This is a genomic window from Chelatococcus reniformis (assembly GCF_014640075.1).
GTDB classification, from domain to species: Bacteria; Pseudomonadota; Alphaproteobacteria; order Rhizobiales; family Beijerinckiaceae; genus Camelimonas; species Camelimonas reniformis.
The window spans coordinates 38,729-57,599 of the sequence record NZ_BMGG01000007.1; the positions used below are offsets into that span (position 1 = coordinate 38,729).

18 protein-coding genes and 2 pseudogenes are annotated in these 18,871 nt (G+C 61.3%); 8 read left to right on the plus strand and 12 right to left on the minus strand.

What is annotated here, in order from left to right:
• Nucleotides 1-203 precede the first annotated feature (203 nt).
• Both IEW34_RS18950 and IEW34_RS18955 read right to left on the minus strand, forming a co-directional pair.
• Nucleotides 204-1,277, minus strand: a pseudogene (locus IEW34_RS18950) (IS3 family transposase); the annotation flags it as partial.
• A 219-nt stretch (nucleotides 1,278-1,496) separates the two neighbouring features.
• Entirely contained in the window at nucleotides 1,497-2,042 is a 546-nt protein-coding gene (locus tag IEW34_RS18955; protein WP_188610795.1) for a carboxymuconolactone decarboxylase family protein, read from the minus strand.
• A gap of 112 nt (nucleotides 2,043-2,154) precedes the next feature.
• Between IEW34_RS18955 and IEW34_RS18960 the strand changes: the two genes are divergently transcribed.
• Complete coding sequence (locus IEW34_RS18960; RefSeq protein ID WP_188610796.1) at nucleotides 2,155-3,084, plus strand: LysR family transcriptional regulator; 930 nt, start codon at nucleotides 2,155-2,157, stop codon at nucleotides 3,082-3,084.
• Nucleotides 3,085-3,296: 212 nt separating this feature from the next.
• On the opposite strand, the gene IEW34_RS18965 is transcribed toward IEW34_RS18960, so the two are convergent.
• The 5 genes and pseudogenes from IEW34_RS18965 to IEW34_RS18985 form a co-directional block, all read right to left on the minus strand.
• On the minus strand, nucleotides 3,297-4,043 hold the full coding sequence (locus IEW34_RS18965) for a ferredoxin reductase (RefSeq protein ID WP_188610797.1): 747 nt from the start codon (nucleotides 4,041-4,043) through the stop codon (nucleotides 3,297-3,299).
• Nucleotides 4,036-4,641: a sulfite oxidase-like oxidoreductase gene (locus IEW34_RS18970; protein WP_188610798.1), complete on the minus strand. Its 606-nt coding sequence runs from the start codon at nucleotides 4,639-4,641 to the stop codon at nucleotides 4,036-4,038. Before IEW34_RS18970 ends, IEW34_RS18965 begins: the two co-directional genes overlap by 8 nt.
• A gap of 131 nt (nucleotides 4,642-4,772) precedes the next feature.
• Nucleotides 4,773-5,327: a DUF1003 domain-containing protein gene (locus IEW34_RS18975; protein WP_244642090.1), complete on the minus strand. Its 555-nt coding sequence runs from the start codon at nucleotides 5,325-5,327 to the stop codon at nucleotides 4,773-4,775.
• A gap of 69 nt (nucleotides 5,328-5,396) precedes the next feature.
• A pseudogene (gene wrbA / locus IEW34_RS30635) lies at nucleotides 5,397-6,889 on the minus strand (NAD(P)H:quinone oxidoreductase).
• A gap of 115 nt (nucleotides 6,890-7,004) precedes the next feature.
• A complete protein-coding gene (locus tag IEW34_RS18985) occupies nucleotides 7,005-7,892 on the minus strand; it encodes a LysR family transcriptional regulator (RefSeq protein WP_188610799.1) in 888 nt (295 codons plus the stop codon).
• Nucleotides 7,893-8,393: 501 nt separating this feature from the next.
• Here IEW34_RS18985 and IEW34_RS18990 point away from each other — a divergent pair.
• A complete protein-coding gene (locus tag IEW34_RS18990) occupies nucleotides 8,394-9,029 on the plus strand; it encodes a cytochrome P460 family protein (protein WP_244642091.1) in 636 nt (211 codons plus the stop codon).
• Nucleotides 9,030-9,521: 492 nt separating this feature from the next.
• On the opposite strand, the gene IEW34_RS18995 is transcribed toward IEW34_RS18990, so the two are convergent.
• The gene (locus IEW34_RS18995; RefSeq protein ID WP_188610800.1) at nucleotides 9,522-10,013 is read right to left on the minus strand and encodes a cupin domain-containing protein; all 492 of its coding nucleotides are present in this window, start codon (nucleotides 10,011-10,013) and stop codon (nucleotides 9,522-9,524) included.
• Between the two features lie 212 nt (nucleotides 10,014-10,225).
• A complete protein-coding gene (locus tag IEW34_RS19000; RefSeq protein ID WP_244642092.1) occupies nucleotides 10,226-10,894 on the minus strand; it encodes a TlpA family protein disulfide reductase in 669 nt (222 codons plus the stop codon).
• Between the two features lie 226 nt (nucleotides 10,895-11,120).
• Here IEW34_RS19000 and IEW34_RS19005 point away from each other — a divergent pair, with 226 nt between their 5' ends.
• The 5 genes from IEW34_RS19005 to IEW34_RS31125 all read left to right on the plus strand — a co-directional run bounded on the left by IEW34_RS19005 (nucleotide 11,121) and on the right by IEW34_RS31125 (nucleotide 15,784).
• Entirely contained in the window at nucleotides 11,121-12,173 is a 1,053-nt protein-coding gene (locus IEW34_RS19005) for an ATP-binding protein (RefSeq protein WP_244642093.1), read from the plus strand.
• A gap of 31 nt (nucleotides 12,174-12,204) precedes the next feature.
• Entirely contained in the window at nucleotides 12,205-14,106 is a 1,902-nt protein-coding gene (gene nhaA / locus IEW34_RS19010; protein ID WP_188610803.1) for a Na+/H+ antiporter NhaA, read from the plus strand.
• Nucleotides 14,106-14,510: a host attachment family protein gene (locus IEW34_RS19015; RefSeq protein ID WP_188610804.1), complete on the plus strand. Its 405-nt coding sequence runs from the start codon at nucleotides 14,106-14,108 to the stop codon at nucleotides 14,508-14,510. Before nhaA ends, IEW34_RS19015 begins: the two co-directional genes overlap by 1 nt.
• Before the next feature lie 462 nt (nucleotides 14,511-14,972).
• A complete protein-coding gene (locus IEW34_RS30640; protein WP_244642094.1) occupies nucleotides 14,973-15,173 on the plus strand; it encodes a hypothetical protein in 201 nt (66 codons plus the stop codon).
• A 428-nt stretch (nucleotides 15,174-15,601) separates the two neighbouring features.
• Nucleotides 15,602-15,784: a RidA family protein gene (locus IEW34_RS31125; protein WP_373288273.1), complete on the plus strand. Its 183-nt coding sequence runs from the start codon at nucleotides 15,602-15,604 to the stop codon at nucleotides 15,782-15,784.
• Between the two features lie 383 nt (nucleotides 15,785-16,167).
• On the opposite strand, the gene IEW34_RS19030 is transcribed toward IEW34_RS31125, so the two are convergent.
• Nucleotides 16,168-16,353 carry a hypothetical protein gene (locus IEW34_RS19030; RefSeq protein WP_188610805.1) on the minus strand — a complete coding sequence of 62 codons (186 nt, stop codon included), beginning with the start codon at nucleotides 16,351-16,353 and terminating at the stop codon, nucleotides 16,168-16,170.
• Between the two features lie 280 nt (nucleotides 16,354-16,633).
• Between IEW34_RS19030 and IEW34_RS19035 the strand changes: the two genes are divergently transcribed.
• A complete protein-coding gene (locus IEW34_RS19035) occupies nucleotides 16,634-17,047 on the plus strand; it encodes a cupin domain-containing protein (protein WP_188610806.1) in 414 nt (137 codons plus the stop codon).
• 1,073 nt (nucleotides 17,048-18,120) lie between these two features.
• Here IEW34_RS19035 and IEW34_RS19040 read toward each other — a convergent pair.
• Together IEW34_RS19040 and IEW34_RS19045 are read right to left on the minus strand one after the other, a co-directional pair.
• Complete coding sequence (locus IEW34_RS19040; RefSeq protein ID WP_188610807.1) at nucleotides 18,121-18,312, minus strand: hypothetical protein; 192 nt, start codon at nucleotides 18,310-18,312, stop codon at nucleotides 18,121-18,123.
• Between the two features lie 316 nt (nucleotides 18,313-18,628).
• Nucleotides 18,629-18,865 carry a hypothetical protein gene (locus IEW34_RS19045; RefSeq protein ID WP_188610808.1) on the minus strand — a complete coding sequence of 79 codons (237 nt, stop codon included), beginning with the start codon at nucleotides 18,863-18,865 and terminating at the stop codon, nucleotides 18,629-18,631.
• Between the last annotated feature and the right edge of the window lie 6 nt (nucleotides 18,866-18,871).

The window sequence follows — 18,871 nt, forward strand, 5'->3', positions numbered from 1 at the left end:
CACATCCAGCGATGGTCGAGACGAGCGAACAATGGGTGCATGAACAAGCGTTCAAGCGATGATGACGAGTGATGTTTTGAGCCTAAATCCCATTGACCATGACCTGACCCCCGCTTCTCATCCAGTCGCACGAGAGTCCTGGATTGCTTGATCCGAGACCATTGGCTGGAGCGCCGGAGGCTTGAGTTTCCGGCCTTCGATGACGGCGGTGGGCTGGGTGCTCCGCCCGGATTCTGCAGCAGGATGGGTGGCTTGTTGCCGATGGCTCCGTGCGGCCGATCCTCATTGTAGTATCTGAGCCTTTTCGGCCGCATCCGCAAGGGTCAGGAACCAATGCGTGTTCAGGCATTCGCTGCGGAAGCGCCCGTTGAACGCCTCGATGAAGGCGTTGTCGGTCGGCTTGCCTGGGCGCGAGAAGTCGAGCGTGACGCCCTTGGCGAAGGCCCACAGGTCGAGGTCGCGGCTGACGAACTCAGAACCCTGATCGACCCGGATCGTCTTCGGATAGCCGAGCTTCGCGCAGACCCTTTCCAGCGTGGCAACGACGTCCTCGGCCCGGTAGCTGAAGCGCGGATCGATGGCCGGCGAGAAGCGCGAGATGGTGTGACCACGGTCAGAACCCGAATCCTACGCCCAGTGGCGAGCTGGTCATGGACGAAATCCATCGCCCAGACATCGTTCGGCCGCGTCGCCCGCGCGCGATCCTCGCGCAGCTTCGCTTTGACCCGTTGCTTGGGCGTCTTGTTCCTGAACCTCAAGCCTAACTCATTGTAGATCCTTCGAATCCGCTTCTGATTGACGTGCCAGCCCTCGCGCTGCAGCAGCACGTCGACGCGGCGATAGCCATAGCGGACGCGGGTCTCGCAGATAGCCTTGATCCGGGCTGCCAAGGGGGCCTGGTCGGGCCGGCAGGATCTGTAGTGGTAGCTCGAGGTGTCGAACTCCAGGCCCGCCGGATCGACACCCGCCATTCGCCACACATCTTACCGACCAGCTCGCGCTTGCGACCAGGCCTTACATTTTTCGGCGGATCATGCCCTGCAGCATCTCCCGGTCCAGCGCGAGGTCGGCGACGAGCTTGCGCAGCTTCGCGTTCTCGTCCTCGAGCTGCTTCAGCCGGCGCATCTCGGCCGGCAGAAGCCCCTCGTACTTCTTCTTCCAGTTGAGATAGGTCGCCTGGCTGATCCCGGCCCGCCGGCAGACCGCCACGGGAATCCGTCCGCGCCTTGCTTCAGGATGAACGCCTTCTGGGCGTCCGAGAACTTCGAGTCCTTCATCGTCTTCCGCTCCTCCCAGGCCAGGGGAAACGACACGGTAAACTCTAACCCAAAGCGATCCAGTTTTAAGGGCTCAGATCAACGATGTGGACCACTTGGTGTCCGTTCCCTTCGACGCACGTGCGGCCTACGCGGATGACGGTGGCTGTCTGCCGGTCCATGCACTGCTAGACCGGCTCGCTTCGCAAACGTTGAAGCTCCCCGCGAGATCGCCTCCCCTTAGCCTTCCTTTGCTGAACTAATCTCCGGAAAATCGATTGGGGTTTTCACGGCATTGTTCATGAAATTAGTCAACAAGAACTGAGCTGTCAGTGCAATCATTTCCACAATGTTGGCGTCCGCCCAACCCGCATCCCTGACCGCCGCAAACTGAGCATCAGAGACTTTGCCGCGCGTCTCGATAAGCGCTTTCGCGAAGATGAGCGCCGCCTGGCGCTTAAGATCGATCGAGCGGCCCCGCCGATTCAGCTCGATTTCCTCAGGAGAGATTTTCGCTAGGTTCGTCGCGACGTGGGTGTGGGCGGCGAGGCAATAGTCGCAGCCGTTAGCCTCTGAGACCGCGAGAGCAATGCCCTCCCGGGTCTTGAGGTCGAGGCTCCTCGCCAGCGGACCCATGAGTCCTGCCCAGCCACCGAGTGCTTTCGGGCTGATGGACATCAGGCGATAGTGGTTCGGTACGAAACCGAGCGTCTTCTTCACGTTGTCCAGGATCGCCTGGGATTCGGCGGGCGCATCGTCCCGCCCTGGGATTGTGATACGGGACATTCTTCCTCCGCTGTACTCTCACGGGCGCAGTTGCTGAGCCTCTCCTAACCCCTACCGCGCAGCAGCATAATCCGCTATTCATGAGAAATAACCTCTCGAAAAGTGAGAGACGATGGACCGGCTTGAAGCAATGTCGATCTTGGTAGCGGCGGCCGAGGCCGGGAGTTTCTCCGCGGCGGGGCGACAGCTCAGCGTCCCCCTACCAACTATCAGTCGGAAGGTCGCCGAGCTGGAGGCGCACCTAAACATTCAGCTTCTGGTCCGATCGACGCGGAAGCTGTCTCTGACCGAAGCGGGGCTCGCCTACGTTGCCGCCTGCAAACGCATCCTGGAACAGGTCGAAGAGGCTGAATCTCAGGCCTCCGGGGAGTACACAGTCCCACGTGGCACGCTCATGATGGCAGCGCCGATCGTCTTCGGACGTCTCCACGTTGTACCCGTCGTAAGCGAATTCCTCGCGCGGTTCGCGCAGATCGGTGTTCAGCTGACGCTGACCGACTCTACGATCGACATTATCGACGAACACGTCGACCTGGCCGTTCGGATCGGCGCGCTGTCCGACAGCACGTTCGTCGCGACGAAAGTCGGCGACATCCGGCGTGTGGTATGCGGCAGCCCCGACTATTTCGCATCTCACGGTGTCCCTAAAACGCCTGAGGACCTGGCGGAACACATGTGCGTGACGTACACGGCCTTGGCATCCGGGATGACCTGGATCTTCAACCCGCGTGGCAAGGCGACCAGGAGCGTTCGTCCGCAGTGCCGCCTAAAGATCAATACCGCCGAGTCGGCGATCGACGCGGCGATTGCCGGCGTCGGTGTGACGAACGTGTTGTCCTATCAGGTTGCACGCGCAGTGGCCGCGGGTAAGCTCAGGCTTATCCTGCAGGACTATGAGCCCGACCCAATCCCCGTGCACCTGGTACACGCGGCACAGGCGCTTCCGCCTCTCAAGCTGCGGCGCTTCGTGGAGTTCGCTGCGTCCCGGCTGCGCAAGTCGCTGGCGGTCGATCTTGGCAAGCTCTCCACGCCAGGGCGTTGAACGCGGCCTTGAAGTTGTTCTTGTTGGCGGCCTTGGCGTCAGAGCAGCCGGATACGACAAAGGCCACCAGACCAAGCAGAACCGCACCTCGCATACGTTATCTCCCTACGCTGCCTCGGACATCCGCGCCGTGGCGATACGACACCGACAAGGTAGGCGGAAATTCCTGCTTTCCCATGTCGCGGTTCCCGCAGCGCAAGAGAGAGCGTCTCTCAAATGCCATATCGTTCGGTCTTGATCGCGCCCGCTTCCACCCCCAAGGCGAGCGCGGCGTCTGTGGCAGCCTCGACGAACGGATTCGATCCGCAAACGAGGACCGAGCGGGGGGCCGCGGGCAACCGTGCCGCAACGTCGGCGACCATCGGCGGGTCGATACGCCTGCTGAAGTCGGTGCGACGCGTCGCCGGCTCGCGTGTCAGCGCCAGGGCAAGTGCGAAATCGGGGAGCGACCTCTCAAGCTCGAGGAGTTCGTCCCTGAAGAGCACGTCGAACGAGGTTCTGGAAGAGAGCAGCAGCGCGACAGGTACGGGCTCCGCGCTCGCCTGTCTGTATCGGATCATGGCCATCAGCGGGACGACGCCGGAACCTGCCCCGATCAGCAGCACGGGGTTCTCGGTTCGTCCCGGCCAGAGAAAGTGGCCTCCGAGAGGGCCACGAAGCTCGATCATGTCGCCTACCTGGGCGACGTCGTGAAAAAACGGCGAGACCTCACCGTCCGCAAGGCGCTCGATCGCCAGTTCGATCAAGTCCGATCCGCTCGGCGCAGATGCGATGGAATAGCTGCGCGTGGCTGTGTAGCCGTCAGGCCCAGTCAAACGGACATCGACGTGCTGCCCTGCCTTGTAATCGAACGGCTCGGTCAGACGGAGGAAAAAGCTCTTAATGGCCGGCGTTCTCGACGCGATCTCGACAATCGCGCAGCTCTGCCAGCCCGATGTCGTAGCGGACACGTCAGTCATTCCTGTATCGTTGTTCACGCCAGGGATCGCCATAGATGTGGTAGCCGCGCAGCTCCCAGAAACCGGCCTCGTCGCGTTCCGTGAATTGAAGCCCGTTCACCCACTTCGCCGACTTCCAGAAATAGAGGTGCGGCACAAGCAGGCGCGCGGGCCCCCCATGATCGCGGGGCAGCGGCTGACCTTCGTAGTTCAGCGCGACCATTGCCTTCCCCGCCGCTAGATCCGCGAGTGGCACGTTGGTGGAGTAGCCGTCATAGCAATGCGCGAGCGCAAACGGGGTGGGCGCGCTCATGCCAGCGTCCGCAAGAATGTCGTCGATGGTGACACCCTCCCAGGCCGTGTTAAGCTTCGACCACGAGGTCACGCAGTGTATGTCTCGCGTCATCCTGGTTCGCGGAAGCGCGTTAAACTCCGACCAGTTCCAAATTTTGACCGGACGGGGCCCCACCTTCAGTGTGAAAGTCCAGTCGGCGGGCTCGATCCGCGGCGTGGGGCCGGCCGTAAGCACAGGGAAATTCTCGACGAGGTGTTGCCCCGGAGGGATCCGCTCCGATAGTTCCGAACCTGAAGGGCGGCCAGTGAACCCGCGAGTAACCATGGCGAATGTCCTCCGTCGGTGAGAGAAAGGAGCGTCGTCCAGCGCGTCCAATCAGCATGAAGCCCGCGAAGCATGTGATTTCGCGCGGCGAATGGAAAATGCCGTCACGCCATGAAGTCCATAGCCTGACGTTATGATGCCCGTCCGGCCTCCGATTCTGCCTTGGGCGTGGGCGACGATGAGCGCACGAGCAGCTCTGTTAGCATCTTGACAGCTTCGGTTAGTTCGAGGACCTCGCGTTCGCGCAATTGGTCGATCTTCTCGTGCAACAACTCTATCTCAAGCTCCGCTTTTACATTGATCCGGTAGTCGTTCTCCGCTGCCTTGCGGTCGATGTCCTGCTGCCGGTTCTGACTCATCATGATCACCGGCGCGGCGTAGGCCGCCTGGAAGGACAACGCGAGATTGAGAAGAATGAACGGGTAGGGATCCCACCCCTTGATAGCACCTATCAGATTGGCCGTTATCCAGAGGAACAGGATCGCGCTTTGGATGATGATGAAGCTCCACGATCCCATCACACTGGCGACCGCGTCCGCTATCCTCTGCCCCCATGTTACCCGCGGGATCTCCGGAGCTTCATCCATCTCGCGAAGACGAAGTGATCGACGCGCTCGCCTCAGATCAACGAGCAGGTCGCGCTCAATCTGCTCCATCCGGTCTTGCTCGTCCGCATCCGCATTCACGCTGTCAGCTCCGTGCCACCCCATCGAGCGCGAAGAGACCAACACACCATTGCTTTCCCGTCGCATGGTTCAGCCGTGAAGTTTCGCGGCGGTTTCCGCAACGGTGCGCCCCTGGCACCCGGCGCCTGCAAGCTCGTTCGCGCTCGGCATCGCAAACCGTCGGTCCCAGCGATCGTCGTCGCAACGTACGGCGCGCGCCCCGTGGCCTCGACAACCTTCATCTGGCCCGCGAATCCGTAGTTCAGCCCGACCAACCTCATCCCGAAATGAAGCAGGTTCGCGATGATTGTGAAGAGTGTTGTCTCCTGGCCGCCTTGCTGCGTCGCCGACGAAGCGAACGCGCCGCCGACCTTGCCATGGAGGGCGCGCTTTGCCCAAAGCCCGCTGGCCTGGTCGAGGAGGGTCGCCATTTGCGACCACATCCCGCCGAAGCGCGTGCCTGTGGCCCAAGCGCGCTGCCGATCATAGGTCGTCTCGAGAAATTGCATTAGAGTTGCGTCAGGATACTCGGCCGAGCGCACGGCATCGTAGGGTAAGATGAACTCACCCGGAGCGGTATCGAAATCGGCTGACTGCGGGACAATTGACGCATCTGAAAAGCTCGGAGCGGTGTCGAAATAGGCCGCCTGTGGTGCGTTCAACGCATCGGTGAAACCTTCCGGCGCTGGATAGGCGTATGAATAGAATGACGGGAAATCGACGCCGCCACCACCCGGCCAGAAACCGGCGGATGAGACCTCGTGTGAATAGGCTTCGCATGACACTTCGTCAGGAAAAGCGGGGACGCCGCCAGGATGTCGCGGAGCCAGGCGGCCGGAAGGGCGGATCACCGCGAGATCGAAACTGACCCAGAACAAATGCAACGGACTGACATTGTCCAAATAGCCGGTTCGAAACTGCTTAAACACGCGATCTACCTGCACGCCGGCCTGGAAGTAGCGTGTCACGGCGTCGGCATGGTAGGGTCGATTCTGGTGATCCTCGCGAAACGGAAGCGCACTGGCAATCTCATTTGGTTGCCCATGAATTTCGGGCGTGCCGCCGATCCGCGCGACCAGATCCACGAGGCGGGAATAGACGTCGGCGACGGACATCTCGGCCAATTCGAAGCTGGTGGGCCGGCCGCCGCTCGCGCTGCCAATGACCTTGTGGTCGAGCAGATCGAACTCGATCTCGATGCCACCTGGTCCATCCGGAACAGTCGAGGTCGTAAATTCTCGGGCGTTGACATACAGCGTGGCGTGCCAGGAATGGTTGATCCAGGAAGAGCGAGGTAGTCTATATTTTCTGACGACCTGAGTGCAGAGATGCAGCGCAGCACACGTCTCATGCCAAGCTTTGAAGGTTATTTCTGGCCAGGGCATCGTCATCGTGTTCATCCTCCTGCGATGACCACGGTCAGATCGAATCCTGGCTCTCGACAACTGCGGCGACAGACAGTCATCTTGGGCTCGATTCGACCCTAACCCTCGCGGTCTTGTCCTCGACCCACTTGGACCAGCGAGCAGGTTGTCGGGAGCGGGACGTAAATCCTCAGCTTTGCGATAAGCTCGCCGTTGCATTCGCGTCGGCCAGTGCGTTCGGCATATAGAAGTCGACGCCGTGTGGGATAAAGGTATCGTATCGATAACTGGCGGGAATGACCCACATATAGTATGGTTCTCTGCCAAGTATGAACTAATAAGGCGCACGGAGCTCCTTCAATAGGAAGTCGGTAAAAGCGCGAGCTGCAGGTTTTATGGTCTTCCCGCTGACGAAAAGCGCGTTCAGCTCCATCGAACCAAAATCCCAGTCGGGCAGCACTCGAACGAGTTGCCCCGCCTCGAGCTCCGTCTGTGCGCTGCTTTCACTCGACGCGGCGATCCCCAACCCCGCAACGGCGCTCGCCGTGGCAACTTCGTTGGTTGTGATCGAGAGCGGGCTATCAACGCGCACTGAGGTGACGCGGCCGTCCTTTCGGAAGGAGAAAGTCGGTGAGGGATGCGCCGGACTGATAATCACCACGTGGTGCGCGAGGTCCGACGGCATCGTTGGCGTTCCGCGTTCCCGCAGGTAGCGCGGAGAAGCCGATAGTATCCTTGCCTGGTGTAGGATCTTGCGCGCTGTCGCACTTGAGTCGGGGAGGGGGCCAAATTGGAACGAGACGTCGAGGCCCTCAGTCACCAGGTCGGGGTACCGGTCAGTCAATCTGAGCTCAATCTTCAGAGCCGGGTGCTGCTTCATGAACGCGGGAAGCCGCGGGACGATCTCCCTGAGGCCGAAGCTGATGGGCGTACCGACGCGCAGCGAGCCGCGCAACTCTCCCGTGCCACGAGCTTCATGATCGGCGTCGTCGATCAACGCCAGGATCGCCTCGACACGCATCAGGTATGTCGCGCCGGCCTCGGTCAGCGTCACCGCTCGCGTGGTTCGGTTGAAGAGTGTCGCCCCGATCTCTTCCTCGAGCGCGGCGATCAGTCTGGATGCGGATGGCTGCGAGAGGCCGAGTTCGCGTCCAGCACGCGAGAAGTTGCCCACGCGCGCGGCGCGAACAAACAGTCTGAGTGCTGAGAGCCGATCGTTCATCGTTTAGCGCGTTTGCAGTGAGCTACATGGCGACGGATGCTCTTGTGACCGAACCGAGGGCAGCGCCAACCGCGATGACGGCGGCGATCGGGAGCCACTCCCGCGTGCGTGCGAGCCAAACAAAGTCGACGCCGATTTCGAAAGTGGCTTACCATCCATTTGTCGGTCTCCGCGGCGGCTCCATGGCCTCCACCGGCAGTGAAGATAGTGCCTATCGACTTTCAATATAATTGCGTGCATTCGAGACATTGGCTCTCGAAAAATGAGAGCGTCTCGTTCGAGCGCGCAAGAACGCTGCTGTCGACAGCCGGCGTGCGGAACCGTGGTGGCGCGATACCTTGCAGGAGGTGGCCTCGCCTTCGCCGGTGCGCGAACATTTGGACCCCTAGACACACATTTCGGACCTCCGGAGCAGCGCGATTCCATAAACTTACGGCGCGGCCGTTGCAACGAAGGGCGCACTATCGTGTGCTCGTGCGTGAGCCGAGTTCAAGGGGAGCTATGAACCGGAAATCGGCACTTTTGTTATCCTTGCTGGCCGGCACGACCGTGTTGAGCGGCATGTTGATATTTTCGGCGGCGGGCGATGCCCAGCAGGCCGCTTCCGAGGAACGTGGCGCATCACGCTATTTGCCCGAGTACACGACGAGCGGAGACCTCATTCTCCCAAAGAACTGGCGCCACTGGGTCTTCGTGGGATCGCCGCTAACGCCAAACGCGCTGAACGATGGCAAGGCTAACTTTCCCGAATTCCATAACGTGTATATCGAGCCGGGCTCATTGGCAATTTATGAGAAGACCGGGGAATTCCCGGAAGGAACAATTTTCTTCAAAGAGCTGCAGCTGACGCTTGCAAAAGAGAATCCGGACGGCTCGCGAACCGAGGCGTCTGGCAGAGGCTATTTCCCAGGGCCCTTCAACGGCGCCGACGTCACGGTCAAGGACTCGAAGCGGTACCCCGAGACCGGCGGCTGGGGCTATTACAACTTCAATCATCACGAGCCGAAGGCGATGACTGCGTCGCTGCAGCCGAAGGCCGAATGCGCCTATTGCCACATGGCGAGTGCAAAGAAGGACGACGTCTGGACTCAGTTCTATCCAATGCTGGATGACATCGCGAAAAAGTTCGGCGATTAGACCGATAAGCCTCGCGCGGGTAATGGTGGCTGTCCGAGTAAGGACGAGTATGGCCTCCGTCGGAGGTGGTCGCTCGGGAAGAGGGACGGTGGAAGCTGCGCCGCCGTCTCCGTTAGCTTATTCGAGCGGTACAGGTGTCGACCTAAATCGTCTTCAAAGCGCGGCTCTCGTACATTCTGCAAGACGCTGATAGTCGCCCGGGTGGCGCCGCCATCGAGGCGAAGCGCCTCCGGCGCGCTCCTTTCACAGCATTATCGGTGTTGCCGGCTGCGCGATGGCGTCGCTTGTGCCTATGGCGGCTACCTCACCGGCCGCGCCCGCGCCGCGGACGGTCGCAGCGGAAATCTCTTGCGTCAGCGTCAGTGCTTGCGCCACGGGAGCTGAACAGCCACCCTTGACAGTTGGCGGCCATACCATCCACCCCACCGACTGGGTGGTGCCTCTTTCACAGGTTGAGGATATCGGCGTGATACGCCGACAAGACATGCCACGTCAGTCCAGGTAAGTGGTCAATTGCGCGCCTTCGTCGGCCACGAAGATCCCTATCAACTCAGCGGGCTCCGTCGTACTGGCATTCGCAGAGACAACATGCGTCGCGCCTGGTGGCTCGAAAAACGATTGACCGACCGTAAACGTCTCAAGCGGACCACCGCCGAGCTGCGAACGAATTTCGCCCTTGGTGATATATGCTGTTACCGTGCCGGGGTGTCGATGCGGCGGGGTAAAGGCGCCCGGCCCGTAGACCACGCGGACCACCGTGACGCGCTTTCCGGCGATGTCGGCTAAGGGATAGGATGCGACGACCTCGACCGACGATCCCGGAGAACTTGCGGTGCTGCACAGCGGCATGAGCACCGTTGACGCAGCATCCATCGTGAGTGGAATGGCTTTGGCAACGGCGAGCGCGCAGCCCGGTGCGGCGACGAGTGCCAATGAGAGCAGGCGAAGATCATGAGGCGGAGGGAGTGTCGTGTCAGCGGGCATTCGAGATAACCTTCGTCCCCGGGTGGCTTGGTGCCAGTCTATCGTTGGATGATGCATCGAGCGCCAGCTTCGTCGTTCCTATGTCCAATAAGCGCGACATGCGATGCTCCTACCGATCGTCTGGGATTGCCACCCCGGACAACGCGCCGCCGCGCAACAGCGACGCTAGGTGCTCTCTTCCATTGATATTGGAGAAGGCTGCATCGCACATATCACTGCACCGTTGGCGAGTTTTCAGCAATTGCTCGGATAAATCGATGGACGTCGATAGCGAACCCATCCTGACGGACAATCCCGGCAGGGTCGATGGCGACGAACCATGGTGTGCCACCGGTGCGATAGTTTTCCATCGTGGTGGGATAGAGGCCTAGTGACGAACGGTCCTCATGGCCGAAGGGAATCTTGAGGCCGTAGCGTTCCTGGTCCAAAGGTAGCGTGCCGGGCGTATTAACCGACGAACCCTCGAACACCGTTTGGATTGCGGCGTAGGCGACGCACTTGGTACGCGGTTCCTTAACGAGCGCCTGGAGCGTCGGAAAACCGTGCGAGTGACAGCCGGAGCACCAATGCTGATAGAAAAAAAGAAGCCTGTGCCGTGCGCCGAGCTCCTTCAGAGTGACGGGCTGACGCTCGTTTCCCGCGGCATCGATCCAGTAGGAGACCTCGAGTTCGGGAGCAGACTGTCCGGCGATGGACCGCGCCATAGCTGTTCTCGCAATTCCGAAGCCAACCGACGAGGCACGCCGCCGCGTCCGCTTCGCGACCGGGCGTGCTCCGCCACTCGTATCGACGTTGAATATGCTGGTAAAGCTATGGTCTCGATAACCAACGGTAATGCCGCGGGTTCGCGGATCACAACATGAAGATGTTTTGCCGGTCATCGAGAGATCGATTGCACAAATCGTCGTACACGGGTGCGGCGCATATTGTCCGCGCCCGTTCCAGACGCGTCTGTCATTCCAATAACGTTCGGCTATCGACTCTATGGCGAGAGTTCATTTTCCTTTCCGACAATCATTGAGACACTGTTCAATCGATCGTTGCTCACCCAAGCGTGTGGGCCGAGGTCGACGTTTCGTCGAGGGGTCGCGGGCTAGGAGGTCGGACGTGCAAATCAAAGCGACAATCGCCGGTCTACTCTCCGGTTCTATTGAAAGTTCTCCGATAGAGGATGCTGTCGTGCTTGTGGAGGCCGCGGGCCTCGCGATCGGCGGGCAGCCGGGATTCAGCGCGAGAGTGCGCCGTGCACGCGACGCCGTCGTTGCGGCTAGGTGGGTTGAGATCCCGATCGTCGGGTCAAACGGCGAAGTCTCCGGGATCCTGTGCCACGACAGGCGAGGCTCCAGCGCGGGTGTCCCCATCCCCGTCGCCGGCCGGGTGAAGGTGAGCATGCCAACGGACGCGACGCCGTCGGTCGCCCACGACATAAGCAGCCTCTTCACGCTGATTGGTACTGGGCTGCGGCAACTCGAGTGCGAGAGCAATGCAGAGGATCGAAGGGCTATCGTCGGCAGAATGGAGGAGGCGATCTCGCGGGGCTCGTCGCTCAGTGGGCAGCTCCTCGACGCTGCGCAACCGCGCCGCACGTCGAGCAACGGATGTGTGTCAGGAAGTCACCTCGAGGCGATTGCAGGAAAGCTTGAGCTATGGTTGCGTGCGGATATCAGAGTCCGCACTGAGGTCGCCCCTGGCTTATGGGCCGTCAACGCGGACGTGGAAGAGCTCTCCTTTGCCCTGTCGAACCTCTGCCGCAACTCGGCCGATGCGATGCCGGACGGAGGCGTGATTACCGTCGCAGCGCGGAACGTCGAACAATCCTCGGCCGCGATGCGACGCTTCGTCGAGATCGTCGTCATCGACGACGGAGAGGGCATGTCGGAAGAGGTTCTCTCGCAAGCCCTCATTCCGCACTTCACGACAAGACCGCGGGGAAACCGCAGCGGGCTCGGGCTCACCGAGGTCCAGCGCTTTGCCGATGCGCGAGACGGCGCGATCCGTATCGAAAGCAAACCTGGCATCGGCACACTGGTGCGGCTCTTTCTCCCGCGTGCGGAAGCAGCCGGGCGCTCGCTCTTCGCTGGCGAGATCACTTATTCGCCGTCGCCCGAGGGCGGCGCGTTCCACCTCATCAACTCCGTGACAACGGCGCCGACGTCATAGCCGGCGCTAACACCTGGAGACCGTTTAACCGATGGAGCTCATGATCCCGAACGGGCGCCTCGACCGTCCGGTTGACCACGAGACGGAGCATGTGCTCGGCTCGGCGAATGCCGAAGTCACGCTCGTCGAGTACGGCAGCTATGCGTGCCCGCACTGCAGAGCCGCCAACGAGCGCATCGCACAAGCGCGCGACCAACTCGGCGACCGAGTGTGCTGCGCGTTCCGTCACAGGCCGCTCGCGGGCAACGGCCTTGCGTTTCGAGCCGCGCAGCTCGTCGAGCTTGCGCAGACGCCCGAGGCGTTCTGGACCGCACACATCACGTTGATGACGCGATCGATGGAGCTGACAGACGATGATCTCGTCGCGGTGGCAGCCGACCTCGGCGTGAACGCTGCCCTCGGCGACAGCGACGCTGTGCAGCATGCGAAAGCAAGGGTGGACGCCGATGTCGCAAGCTCACTCGCGAGCGGCGTGAGGTTCACGCCGACCTTCTACATCAACCGTCGGCGTTACGACGGGCCTTGGGACGAGAGCTCCTTCGTCGATGCGATGCTGGGAACGCTCGGTCACCGCGTCCGAACTGCAGCCCTCGACTTCGCGAGCTGGGGGCCGTCCGCCGGCATCTTGCTGATCGTTGCGACCGTTGCGGCGATCATCTCGACGAACTCGCCGATCGGGCCGGCTGTCGAGGCATTCTGGCATCAGGAACTTGGCGTGACCTTGGGTGATGCACACTTCCGGATGTCGCTCCTCCATTGGGTCAATGACGCGCTTCTCACGACCTTCTTTCTCGTCGTGGGCTTGGAAGTGAAGCGCGAGATGACGGTCGGCCACCTCGCAAGTCGCCGCGCCGCGGCGCTTCCGATCGCCGCCGCGATCGGCGGCATGGTCGTGCCAGCGCTTCTGTATGTGCTGGTCGTCCCGAGTGGGCCTTGGTCACACGGCTGGGGCGTTCCGATGGCGACCGACACTGCGTTCGCGATCGCGTTGATCGTCCTGATGGGCAAACGCGTCCCCGTCGAGCTGCGCATCTTCCTGACCGCCGCCGCTATCGTTGACGACATCGGTTCAATCGTCGTCGTCGCCGCGTTCTATTCAGGCGAACTCCAACCAGGCTACCTGGCCGCGGCAGCCGCAGCGGTTGTCGTGATGGCGCTGCTGAGCCGCTCGAAAGTCTACGTTCTATCGCCATACATCCTGTTGGGTCTCACCTTGTGGGTATTTGTCCACGCGAGCGGGGTCCATGCGACGCTGGCCGCCGTGGTGCTCGCGATGTTCATTCCGACACGCCCGCCTGCTGACCTCGATGCTCTGATGATGCAGGCCAGCACCATCATCGCTTCCGAGGCTCGCCACGAAGGCGAGGTTCTCAGGCATGGCCCCTCCGCCCCGACGATGCACGCGCTTGACGCAATCCATGACCGGATTGAATCGCCTGCCGACCGACTGCTCCGGCACGCCGGCGCGCGATCGAGCTACCTTGTCCTCCCGATCTTCGCCTTGGCGAATGCAGGCGTCGCGATCAATCCGGACGTCTTCGCCAGTCATGGTTGGCTCATGGCCGCGATCATCGTCGGCCTCGCCATAGGAAAGCCGCTCGGCATCATCCTCGCGTCGGCGGCGGCAGTGCGCGCCGGGATCGCCGTCAAGCCGGTGAATTACACCTGGCGGCAGTTGGCCGGGGCGGGAGCCATTGCTGGCATCGGTTTCACGATGTCCCTCTTCATCGCCGGCCAGGCATTTCCGGATCCCAGCGCCTTCTCGGCCGCCAAGATTGCCGTCTTTGCCTCATCGATTCTCTCGGCTGTTACTGGGGCTGCCCTGCTCTGGGGAGCTTCGCGTCAGGAGCTCGTCGAAGACCCCTCGGAGAGCGCGGCTAAGTGTCATATCCCACCGGCGTTTGTTGGTAATCGTGAGCAGGAGATCTTTTGATGATTCTACCTACCGGTACGACGGTCGCCGTCGCTGACGGGCAGATCATGCGCCTGTTCCATAACACAGGCGTCAAACCCGGCGTGCATCTTGTCGAAATCACGGAGGTTCCGCCTGCACCGGCGCATTCAGGGTCTGGTGTTCGCCATCACACCGGCTCGGCCAACCCGGACAGCAGGCGCCTGGTCGAGGACGATTTCGCCGCGGCGATGGCGGCGTTGTTGAACAAGCTTAGCCTCGACGGAACCATACAACACCTGGTGGTAGTTTCAGATCCCAGGACCTTGGGAGAAATGCGCAAGCACTTTCACCGCGACCTCAGAGGAAAGATCATAGGTGAGGTCGCGAAGGACTTCAGCCGACGTTCGCTTCAGGACATCGCATCACTGATTGCCGATGCGTAACGAGCAACCGGAAGTGGCAGTTGGAGCAAGTCGCGCCGCTTATAAGATACATTCAGATCATCAGATGAAAACATCTGCATTCGGCCGACCTGAACCACAATACTCCAGAGTTAGTGACCACCGTGGGCTGAGGAACGACATGACATGAAGAAGAGCGAGAGCACGCCTGCGACGGCTTTGACGAAGCCGAGTACCCCTATCTGCGGCTGGTCGATTACGAGATTGCTGCGGTCGACCATAATATCGAAGGGCTGCTGATGGGCGCCCTCCTATGCGGTTCCTCGCCTGCTCGCGCGGCACGGTATGCGTTCTATGACATAGATCTCTGGAAACTCCACGAAGCCTTCGCCGCTGGCCAACGTTGCCGCGATCGAGCGTAACGATTGGATCCGCTCCAAGGCCGGGGTTGACGCAGATTTTGGTAACTTCCCGTGGGATCGGGTCAATCCCAATGGCGGCTCCGTGGCGATTGGCCACCCCTTCGCAGCAGCGAGAGGCTTGAGCCAGACGGTAAAGGAGCTCTGGTCGCTGCCCGAAGGATCACTCGCTATCGTCGGCGTCTGCGCAGATGGCGGAAAGGGGACCGTTGTCCTGCTCGAAAGGGGTTTGACCGGGCGCGGGCCGGCAACTGAAAAAGGCGCCGCGCTCCATGCCTTTTTTTGAGCGGTGCGATTGCCATCAACAGCTATCGTGATCACGACATGTCGCGGTGGCGGTGCCTCCTTCAAATAACCAAGCTGACGCGTCGCCGCGGCGCGGCGGCGCCGCGACCGCGGCCGAATTTGACCCGCCCTGCGCAACGGAGAAGATGACTTTGACCGATACGACCACAACGAATGGCAAAGAGGCAGCCTATCACCGAGTGCCGGCAGAAGACATTTACGGCTACGCACAGGCGATCAGGATCGAGAACGCGATCCATGTGTCCGGCCAGCTCAGCCACGACGACAAGGGAAAGATGGTGGCCCCGGCCACGCTCGATGCATCCGGCAAGCCCGTCGATTTTTCGATGATGGAAGAGCAGATGCGGGTGACCTATGCCAACACCGCGAAGATCCTGGCGAAGTTCGGGGCCCCCCCTCGACCACGTTGTGGAAGAGACGCTCTATGTCCTCGACGTCGATGCTGCGTTTGCGGTGGCAAGCAAGGTGCGCAAAGAAGCCTACGCTACAGAACGGCCGCAGTGCGCCAGCAATCTGATTGGCGTCTCGAGGCTGGCTTTTCCAGAGCAGCTCATCGAAATCGTCTTCAAGGCGCTGCTGCCGCCGAAATAGATTCGGCCGGCCGAGCGAGGATGCGAGGCGGGGCCGGCTCTCCCGGTGGCCACGCCTCGCGACGCGATGAGACAGCGATCAAAGATTTGATGTTTGGTTTCGGGAGGCCCATCGGTCGCTCTCCAGCACTCTTCAGATCCTCCATGCGCAATGATGCGTCGATCACCTACGCTCGAATCAACACATTGAAGCATGTCGCTGAAGGCGTGCGGAGCGTCGACGGCCCGGTGATCCGATTTGGCTGGCCATGGCCGAAGTTTCGCTTCTCGACGCGCATGACAGTGGTTCGGCTCGCTTCCGGCGAGCTCTTTGCATTCTCCGAGGGAGTTAGATATCGCCGGTCTTTTTCCAGCGAGCCGCAGTGGCGTAGGGATTCCTGGTCTTCAACCCCGCCTGGGCTCCACCTCGGCGCTGGTGAACTGGCGAACGTCGGCAGTGAGCCGGCCGCCCAGTTCGAGATTGTCCGAGGCCAAGGCTCGGCGCGCGTCTGCGAGCTCGTCCGGCAGAAGGACTTCAGCGAGCTTGCCGATCGCGGCCTCGCACCGGCTTTCATCCAGCGTAGCGCTCACGCGGGCCACCTTCTCGAGAGGCGCCGCTGGACACCGAGTCACATAACAATATTTTTGGAGGAAAGACATTGAATTAATTAGGAATTCCTCGATTGGAATCGGCAAGCTGAACCTTAAGTCCAGGCGATTCTCACTCGACCATGATAACGCCTGGCTATCAATTCCATGGCGTGACGTCATTTCTCATTTGCTGAGTGGGATCCCATGTTGATCGGGGTGAGCGACAATCGATTGTCGCCGCTAGGACACCCAAGCAGTGTGCATAATCAGGAGACGACAAATGGCAGTCAGAAAACCAGTTCTGACACCGTCACAGAGTGGCGAGACAGTGACCCATGGCGGCGGGTCGCGCATCGAGATCAAGGTGGAAAGCAGCCAGTCTGGAGGCGACTACAGTGCTGTGCTGTGGACGGTACGAGCCGGCGAGGAGCCCCCGATGCACACCCACTCGCGCGAGGACGAGCTCGTCTATGTGGTGCAGGGAAAGTTAATAGCGACGGTCGGCGATACCACCGCCGAGGTGGGGCCCGGTGCTTACGCCGCTCTTCCACGTGGTGTACCACATACAATCAAGGTGGTGGGCGACGAGACAACGCTGCTGGCAACCTATGTGCCGGGTGGGCTGGAGCGCTTGTTGGTTCCCCGAAAGGACGAGAAGCCCGATCCGGCCGCGTTCGGCATAACATTCCCCTAGGACGAGATTGCCGCGCATGTCAGCGACGCGGCGCCCATCGTGCGCTTGGGTCTCTGTTAGTTTGAGTGCGATGGGCGGGCAGTTGCCGTCGACCAGGGCATGGATCTTGGTCGCTTGTCCACCGCGCGAGCGCCCCCTGCATGGGGTTGGAGCGTCGCGCCCTCGCGGGGAGCGGACCCTCTTCTGGCGTTCCGGCATGCTTATGGGCGCACACCAAGGACGAGGTGACCATCTGCAGATTGCCGACGCAAGCCTTGGAGATCGCCTCGAAAGCCCGATACCAGATGCCAAGCCTTCGCCACCGGACAAAGCGGTTGTAGCAGGTCGTCGCGGGTCCGTAGCACTCAGGGGTATGGCCCATGGCGAGCCCGCCCGCAGCCGCAAGTAATGGCGTTCAGGCCCTCCGATCAGCCACGCGCGCGACGCCGCGTGGCTTGTTAGGCAACTGCGGTTCGACGATCGACCATTCAAAGTCCGTCAACTCGTGCCGCCCCGCCTTCGCGTCGCCAGACACCCTCTATGGCGCGCCGCGGCGCGCCTTCATTTGGTAAGCAATGTGGTTGCAACAGAGCGAGTCCTCGCCTGGAGCGGCGGGTTCACACTGGCTATCAATTGGAGTTAGCAGGAGAAAATGGCGCTCCCCACACGATTCGAACGTGTGACCATTGCCTTCGGAGCGCATCTCTGCGCCGCTGGAGGCGGCCCGGCCGCGGAAGATGGCGCTTGTACTCGCACCCGAGCCCGAAGCTGAATAGCGGCAAGGGGAGCACCGGCGAGAAGCGCGCGACGTCGGCACCGGCGGCCTCGTTCGGCTCGAGCGGCGAAATCAGCTCGGTGACCGAGGCGATGGAGACTCTGAAGGCAAGGACCCCAAAACGCATCCGCGACATCGTTCTCCGACATGGAGCCATGCGGCGGGATAGGCCGCCTTCGCCACGACGGCTTGCAGGACGGGACTCGAGCGGAAGACGCCGAAGTCGCGGTGACGCAGCACCTGCCAGATCTAGACCTCGACGCGCTCGCCCCGAACTGGCATCACAAAATTCGATTTGAGGATAAACCGAGGTCCGTCCCTACGCCGCGAGCTTGAAAAGAATGAGTGTGCCAGGGTGTGGGGAGCGGCGGTAGCGGTCCCTCGCTACCATCGCCCCCCCCGAACTTGAGCGTTCGGGAAACATGGTACGGTCGGCCAGCAGCGCCGCCAGCTTCCCTTCGATCTGAACCGCACCCTTGGCCGGCGGCATCACCGTCACGGTCTGGATCATGTCGCGCAGCGCTTGCGTCGATTCGGCGCCGACGGGAAGGCCGTCGCGGATTGCTTCATCAAAGCCGGGCGACGTTGGCGAGATACTCGTCCACGGCCCGCGGGTGCAGCGAGACGACCTTCGGCGGCTTCTCCATGCCGGAGAGCTGCTGCTCGGGATCCATGCAGCGGCGAGGCCCTCCGCAACGACGTCGGCGTTTGCTTCCGTTCCGGATTGGAGCGGTAGGCCGCGGCGCGCGCCTTGTGGTCGTTCAGCACGCAGCGAAGCACCTCGCCCCGGTCCGGGTTGATGACGATTGGCGCCCCGCCGTCATGCGCTATGCCTCCATCCATAACGCCTCATCCGCATAGTCCCTCACGGGATGATCAAACGGGACATCCAATTTTCTCGCAGCTTTCATGGCGGCGTTCGCTCCTTCGAACAATCCCAACGCCTTCGCGGCTTGCTGAGTTGCTCTCGCGAGGACGTCGGAGTGTTCAGAGATCTCCTCCGCGATTTCCTTCGCGCTGCGCGTCGTTCCTATTTGGCGGCCGGGGTCGCCGGACGCCTTCATCTAGGA